A 7,460-nucleotide genomic window follows, 5' to 3' on the forward strand; every position below is an offset into this window, starting at 1 on the left:
GCGTAATGTTCGCCCCCTGGCGAACGTCGATCGATTCAACCAGGCCGCCGCGTTTAAAAGAGAGATCCGTCGAGTCCCCGGATTCAATGCGTGCGGGGAAAACACGCTGCTGTGAATCCCCTACCGCGGTGACCTCAGCGGCTTTCACCATCCGCGGCAACGGCGTAACTTGTGGCGTTTTCTGGTCGCAAGCTGTTGTTATTAAAATAAAAACAGGAATGAGAAAAAAATAACGGTTCACTGTATTCCCCGCAAAGCTTAATGATTTATTTTACATATTGGTTACAACCGGCGGATTTATTCAGCCAGGGCAGAGACGACGAGATAGGTGAATAATCCTGTCGCCGTACAGGCAATGATTGCCAGGGCGATAAACAGGCTCAGGCGAAACAGACTATAGCCAAACATCGCTCCTCCTTTAGTGATGGATATATAGTAAGTAAATCCTCATATACCTAATTATGGGGTGGTTTTTGCAATCGTTACAGCTCCTGATTATGAGGATAGTCGTAGAAAAGCGGAAATGTTAAAAAGAGTAAAAATAGCCCTGATGTCGACGCTTTGGCGGCGTTTTCAGCCGAATTGACTGAAGGGGAGTATCTCAGTGATATTTTTCAATATATTAATTGGTGGCTTAATCATGTTAACCGTCCTGTGCTACGTTTAGTCATACCGATTTCTGTGCCAGCTTTGTTTCTGAGATTTTCCTCAGAACGTCTCGTTGGGAGTTATTCGCCATCTATTCTATTGGTAATAAAAGGATTGTCTCTATGTATAAAAATATTCTGGTCCCGGTTGATGTCTTTGAGATTGGCCTTGCCGACAAGGCGCTATCCCACGCTCAGTATCTCGCGCAAATCGCTTCCGGGAACATCCACCTGCTGCACGTAAACCCTCTGTTTTCCCCGGCGCTGACGCGCGGGTTTATTTCGGATGCGCGAAAAATGGAAGACTACCTGGTTAAAAACTCGGAGGAAAAACTTGCCGAGTTGGCCAAACAATCCAATCTGGCTGAAAGTGACATCCATATTCATGTCCGCAGCGGCAATATTCGTGATGAAGTGATCAAACTGGCCGACGAACTGCAGGCGGATGTGGTGATTATTGGCTCGCGTAACCCCAATATTCAGACCCACTTGTTGGGTTCTGAAGCGGCAAGCATTGTTCGTTATGCCCATGTTCCGGTTTTTGTTGTGCGTTAGGAGCGGCCTGATGCTGTTCCGATTTCCGTTACAGGAGTGAGGAGATAACTATGAGTACAGACAAACCGGCAGGCCCGTTCTACAAGCTCTCCGTCGATGAAACCCTGACCAGCACCAACAGTTCCTCCGAAGGTATTAGCAGCGCAGAAGCGGCCTCGCGACTCCAGAAGTACGGTGAGAATGCGCTACCACAAAAACCAGGTAAGCCCGCGTGGCTCCGTTTCCTGGCCCATTTCAATGATGTCCTGATTTATGTCCTGCTGGCAGCCGCGCTGCTGACTGCGGTCATGGGTCACTGGGTCGATACCCTGGTGATTCTGGGTGTCGCGGTGATCAATGCCCTGATTGGACATATTCAGGAAAGTAATGCGGAAAAATCGCTGCAGAGCATTCGCAATATGCTTGCCAGCGAAGCGGTGGTTATCCGTCAGGGGAACCATGAAACGGTGGCGACCACCGCGCTGGTGCCGGGCGATATTGTGGTGATCCGTGCAGGCGACCGAATCCCTGCCGACCTGCGGGTTATTGAAGCCCACAATCTACGCGTAGAAGAGGCGATTCTCACCGGCGAGTCGACGGTCGTGGAAAAAAGCACCGAAGCGCTAAGTGGCGATCTTCCCCTCGGCGATCGCACCAACCTGCTGTTTTCGGGTACCACGGTCAGTTCTGGCGGCGGTAAAGGTCTGGTGGTGGCGACTGGCGGTGATACCGAACTGGGCCATATCAACCAGATGATGGCGGATATTGAAAAGCACCGTACACCGCTGTTGGTACAGATGGATAAGCTCGGCAAAGCCATTTTTATTATCATTCTGGTGATGATGGCCGCGCTGTTCGTTTTCAGCCTGCTATTTCGCGATATGCCGGTTTCAGAGCTGATGCTCTCACTGATTAGCCTGGCGGTGGCATCGGTGCCGGAAGGTTTGCCGGCGATTATCTCGATCATTCTCTCTCTGGGCGTGCAGACCATGGCGCGGCAGAAGGCGATAATTCGTAAGCTGCCGACCGTTGAGACTCTCGGGGCGATGACGGTAATTTGTTCGGACAAAACCGGGACGCTGACCATGAACGAAATGACGGTCAAAGCCGTCATTACGGCGGATTGCGTCTATCGGGTAGAAGGCGATAGCTATGAACCGATCGGGAATATTCATCCGATAGATGGGGCTGGGCCGGTGGTAGTCGCGCCCGGTACGCTGCTTGAGCGTTATTTGAGGACCATTGATTTATGTAATGACAGCCAGCTTATCAAGGATGAAAGCGGATTATGGAAAATTACCGGCGGTCCGACGGAAGGGGCGCTGAAGGTGCTGGCGGCGAAAGTCGCGCTGCCGGCTGTGGCAACCGAATTGCGCAGTAAGATCCCTTTCGATTCGCAATATAAATATATGTCGACGCTCTATCGGATCGGTAATGAAGAGATGATCTTAATCACCGGCGCCCCTGATGTGTTGTTCCGGCTTTGTCAGCAGCAACAGACGGAGGACGGCCTGCAGCCGCTGAATCAGCCCTACTGGGAAGCCAAAATTGAAGAGTATGCGCGGGAAGGGTTACGAATGGTCGCGGCAGCGTGGAAACCTGCGGCCAGCGGGCAAAGTGAGCTGACTCATCAGGATCTGCAGCAGGGGGTGATTCTCCTCGGTATTGCCGGGATGATGGATCCCCCGCGTCCGGAAGCGATTACGGCGATTGGCGACTGCCTGCAGGCGGGGATCCGCGTGAAGATGATCACCGGCGATCACCCGCAAACCGCGATGAGTATCGGCAAAATGCTGGGTATCGGCAACGCCGGCACCGCCATTACCGGGCGGGAACTGGAGGTGATGGACGATCTGCAGCTCAGTGACGCCGCGCAGAAGTTTGATATTTTCGCCCGTACCAGCCCGGAAGATAAATTCCGACTGGTGCAGGCGCTGCAGAGCAAAAAAGAGGTGGTGGGGATGACCGGTGACGGGGTGAACGATGCCCCGGCGCTGAAGCAGGCTGATGTCGGGATTGCCATGGGCATCAAGGGAACCGAGGTGACCAAAGAGGCCGCCGACATGGTGCTGACTGATGATAACTTCGCCACCATTGCCAGCGCGGTCAGAGAAGGGCGGCGGGTGTACGATAACCTGAAGAAAACCATCCTTTTCATTATGCCGACCAACCTGGCGCAGGGGCTATTAATCATTATTGCTCTGCTGGCGGGGAACTTAATTCCTTTGACCCCGGTATTAATTTTATGGATGAACATGGCGACCTCCGCCACGCTGTCGTTCGGCCTGGCATTTGAGGCTGGCGAGAAGAACATTATGGCGCGACCACCGCGCGATCCTAAACTGCATGTTATGGATGGCTTCGCTATCTGGCGGGTGGTTTTTGTTGGCTCAATGATCGCTGTGAGCGCCTTTGTTCTGGAAGCCTGGCTCCAGCCGCGCGGCTACTCGCCGGAGTTTATTCGTACCGTCCTGCTGCAAACGCTGGTGACCGCTCAGTGGTTTTATATGCTCAACTGCCGTGTCTCCGACGGCTTTTCTCTGAGTAAAGGATTACTGGCGAACAGAGGCATCTGGATCGTCAGCGGCGTTCTGTTGGCGCTGCAACTGCTGATAATCTACGCGCCGTTTATGCAAATGCTGTTTGGTACCACCGCGCTGCCGTTCCGCTATTGGGTGATCACTTTTGTCATCGGATTTGTGATGTTCCTGATTGTGGAGGTTGAAAAACCGTTAACCCGGAAATGGCGCACCAGCTGATACAAAGGGCTGTCGCATCAGCAAGGACCCGGCCCGCTTATGTGCAGACTGAGCGGGCTTTTCACATTGAGGTGGCTGGACTGCCTGTTTGCGCCCTCAATCGGGCAGGCGCAAAAGCGCCCCCTGGCAATACATATTCCGTAAAAGGCTTCTCTGCCATCTACATCAGAGGCCAGACAAAGCATCGCGTCAACAGTGGCGAAAGGCGCTGCAAACCGCATGAGCCGGGAAGGGGTTGCCATTCTTGCTTATTGAAATGAACCTACGGTCTTTATGCGTTGACGTAATTAACCGACGCGAATATCAAGAGGCGGATCATTCCACCTCATCCTCCGCCACGCGTACCCCGACCTTCAGCACGTGGTCTTCCTCTTTCTCCGCCACCGTCCACAGCATTCCGGCGAACTCCACCTGGTCACCGACCACTGGCGCAGCGCCGAGCAGATCCTGAATCACGTCCCCCAGCGACTGCTGGCGTTCGCGAAACTCTTCCCCGCCGTCAAGACCGTAAATTTGCGCCACATCGGCGAATTTCGCGCTGGCGTCGAGAATAAAGTCGCCAAAGAAGCGCTGGTCGAGTGCCACCGGCGGCGACTGGCTGAACATTTTACCCAGCGCCGGCAGGTCATGTTCGCGGCCGATCACGCAGAGAATATCGCCTTCGAGCAGACGGGTACTGCCGGTCGGATGCAGCAGAATATTGTCGCGGAACAGGGCGGCAATGCGGGTTTCCGGCGGCATATGCAGATCGCGCAGCGCCGCGCCGACGCACCATTTATCGGCGCTCAGCTGGTACACAAACTGCTCCCAGGGGTTTTCCGGATGAATATCCAACCCGACGCGGGAAATGGGCCAGCCCACCGGAGGAACCACCACTTTGGCTTTTTTCGCCGCCCAGGAGAGCGACGTTCCCTGCAGCAGCAGCGAGACCAGCACCACGAAGAAGGCGACGTTAAAGAACAAGCGGGCGTTATCAAGACCGGCCATCATCGGGAAGACGGCGAGAATAATCGGCACCGCGCCGCGCAGGCCAACCCAACTGATAAACACCCGCTCGCGCAGGGTAAAACCGCGAAATGGCAGCAGGCCGGCAAAGACCGACAGCGGGCGGGCGACGAAAATCATCCACATAGACAGCAGCAGCGCCGGGATGGCGATAGGCCACAGATCCGATGGCGTGAGCAGCAGACCGAGCACCAGGAACATGGCGATTTGCGCCAGCCACGCCAGTCCGTCAAAGTTCTGCAGGATCCCGTGACGGTTGCGAATCGGCCGGTTGCCGAGCAGAAAGCCGCACAGATAGACCGCCAGAATACCGCTACCGTCCAGCGAAGTGGTGACGGCAAAAATCATAATCCCACCGCTTAGCGCCAGCAGCGGATAGAGCCCCGCAGGCAGCACGATGCGGTTAATCATCTGCAACAGCAGATAACCGCCGCCGAGACCAATCGCAATACCGAGGCCGAACTGCTGCACGATATGTACGGCAAACATCCAGCTCAGACCGGTTTCATGCTGCTGAATCATCTCGATAAGGGTAATGGTGAGGAATACCGCCATCGGATCATTACTGCCGGATTCAATCTCCAGCGTGGAGCCCACGCGCTCGTTCAGCCCTTTACCGCCGAGCAGCGAGAAGACCGCCGCGGCATCGGTGGAGCCGACAATCGCGCCGATCAACATCCCTTCGATAAGATTGAGATGGAACAGCCATGCGGCCATTATCCCGGTCAGACAGGAAGTGATCAGCACGCCAACGGTCGCCAGAGAGAGGGCGGGCCAGAGGGCGACGCGAAACGAGCTCGCCTGGGTGCGCATTCCGCCGTCCAGCAGGATCACTGCCAGCGCCAGGTTACTCACCATATAGGCGAAAGGGTAGTTATCAAAAGGGATGCCGCCGATACCATCGACGCCGGCCAGCATACCGATGGTGAGGAAAATAACCAGAATCGGGATGCCAAGGCGTGAGGAAAAGGAACTTAATAAAATGCTACAGGTTACTAATACAGAACCCAGAATAAACAGACTAATGACCGCACCGGCGTCCAAAGTTGACGTACTCCTTACTGGCGTAAAGGTTTTATGAAAGTGACATTATTTTAACAACCTGCAGAGTATCCGAAAATGTGTAACAGATGTTTTTATTCTGTCAGGACCGGATGCCCGCGGAGCGTTAAGGTGGTGGTGGCCGTGTTGTTCACCAGCAGCGCGTTCGCACCGAGGGGCAGGGTCACGGTTCGCTGCTCGTGGCCGAAGTCCAACCCGCTGATGAGCGGAACAGCGAGTTGCGCGCGGAGATAGTCACAGACCTGCGGTAAATTATAGCCAGCGTCGTAATCATTAGGACGGGCGCCGGTGAAACTGCCGAGGACAATGGCGCGCTGAGTGGCAAGGATACCACTATTAAGCAGTTGCAACAGCATCCGTTCGACGCGGAACGGATGCTCGTTAATATCTTCCAGCACCAGAATGCCGTTGGTGATTTGCGGCAGCCACGGCGTCCCAATCAGCGAGGTTATCATCGCCAGATTGCCGCCCCACAGGATCCCCTCGGCCCGGCAATCCGGACCGTCGCCCTGCCACTCGAGGGTAAATTCCGGGCTGCGCAGCGCCTGCCAGAAGTGTTGTTCGGTAAACGGGTCCATGACTTCGGCGCCAAAGTTAGCGGCCAGCATCGGACCGCTAAAGGTGATTATGCTACCCTTTGCCAGCAGGCCCATCTGAATCGCTGTAAAGTCGCTGTGTCCGCAAATAATTAGCGGGTTTTGTCGCTGACGCGCAATGAGGGCCTGCCAGTCGATGTGCGGCAGCAGGCGGCTGGCGCCGTAGCCGCCGCGTACCGCCATCACGATGCGATTGCCCCCTTCAAGGGCAGCCAGTTGGTTAATGTCGTTCAGGCGCTCATGTTCAGTTCCGGCAAACCGCTGCTGGCGGCGGGGGATGACCTCCTGGTGCAGGACCTGATGCCCGGCTTCCTGCAGACGTTGAACGCCGCGGTATGCTGCCTCCTGGTTGAGGCAGTAACCTGATGGGGCGACCAGATAAAACTGAGACATGACAATTCCTTGCTAAGAATGAAAGGGTTATCATGCCGCCTGGAGCGATTATTGTCATCTCCAGGCGGCAAACTTCAGCCAATAAGGATAGATGTGTGAAATTGAGATGGTGTGTTTTTATCGTTGTATTGTTGGTCGGTTGTAGCTCAAAGCAGGATTACCGTAATCCGCCGTGGAACGCTGAAGTTCCGGTTAAACGGGCGATGCAGTGGATGCCAATCAGTGAAAAAGCCGGTGCGGCGTGGGGCGTTGACCCGCAGCTGGTGACGGCGATTATCGCCATTGAATCCGGCGGCAACCCGGCGGTTATCAGCAAATCCGGAGCAGTAGGCCTGATGCAGTTGAAGCCTTCGACATCTGGCCGCGATGTCTACCAGCGCATGGGCTGGCGAGGCGAACCGTCGGTCAGCGAGCTGAAAAATCCCGAACGTAATATTTCGATGGGCGCGGCCTATCTGAGTATC

5 protein-coding genes and 1 pseudogene are annotated in these 7,460 nt (G+C 55.0%); 3 read left to right on the forward strand and 3 right to left on the reverse strand.

The genetic code is table 11. From position 1 onward, the window contains the following. Positions 1-241, reverse strand: a pseudogene (locus tag ACZAHD_RS20305) (efflux RND transporter periplasmic adaptor subunit); the annotation flags it as partial. A 529-nt stretch (positions 242-770) separates the two neighbouring features. On the opposite strand from ACZAHD_RS20305, the gene ACZAHD_RS20310 reads away from it, so the two are divergent. Together ACZAHD_RS20310 and ACZAHD_RS20315 are read left to right on the forward strand one after the other, a co-directional pair. Continuing rightward, on the forward strand, positions 771-1,202 hold the full coding sequence (locus tag ACZAHD_RS20310) for a universal stress protein (RefSeq protein WP_462458361.1): 432 nt from the start codon (positions 771-773) through the stop codon (positions 1,200-1,202). Between the two features lie 50 nt (positions 1,203-1,252). Then, a complete protein-coding gene (locus ACZAHD_RS20315) occupies positions 1,253-3,940 on the forward strand; it encodes a cation-transporting P-type ATPase (RefSeq protein ID WP_462458362.1) in 2,688 nt (895 codons plus the stop codon). A gap of 315 nt (positions 3,941-4,255) precedes the next feature. Here the strand turns inward: ACZAHD_RS20315 and ACZAHD_RS20320 are convergent, their stop codons facing one another. Both ACZAHD_RS20320 and ldcA read right to left on the reverse strand, forming a co-directional pair. Then, positions 4,256-5,989 (reverse strand): potassium/proton antiporter, encoded by a 1,734-nt coding sequence (locus ACZAHD_RS20320; protein ID WP_462458363.1) that lies wholly within the window; start codon positions 5,987-5,989, stop codon positions 4,256-4,258. A 92-nt stretch (positions 5,990-6,081) separates the two neighbouring features. Continuing rightward, the gene (ldcA, locus tag ACZAHD_RS20325) at positions 6,082-6,996 is read right to left on the reverse strand and encodes a muramoyltetrapeptide carboxypeptidase (protein WP_462458364.1); all 915 of its coding nucleotides are present in this window, start codon (positions 6,994-6,996) and stop codon (positions 6,082-6,084) included. 95 nt (positions 6,997-7,091) lie between these two features. On the opposite strand from ldcA, the gene emtA reads away from it, so the two are divergent. Continuing rightward, a partial coding sequence (gene emtA, locus ACZAHD_RS20330; protein WP_462458365.1) for a membrane-bound lytic murein transglycosylase EmtA occupies positions 7,092-7,460 on the forward strand: 369 nt, incomplete at its 3' end.

This window comes from Raoultella sp., assembly GCF_039594335.1.
Classification (GTDB): Bacteria; Pseudomonadota; Gammaproteobacteria; order Enterobacterales; family Enterobacteriaceae; genus Klebsiella.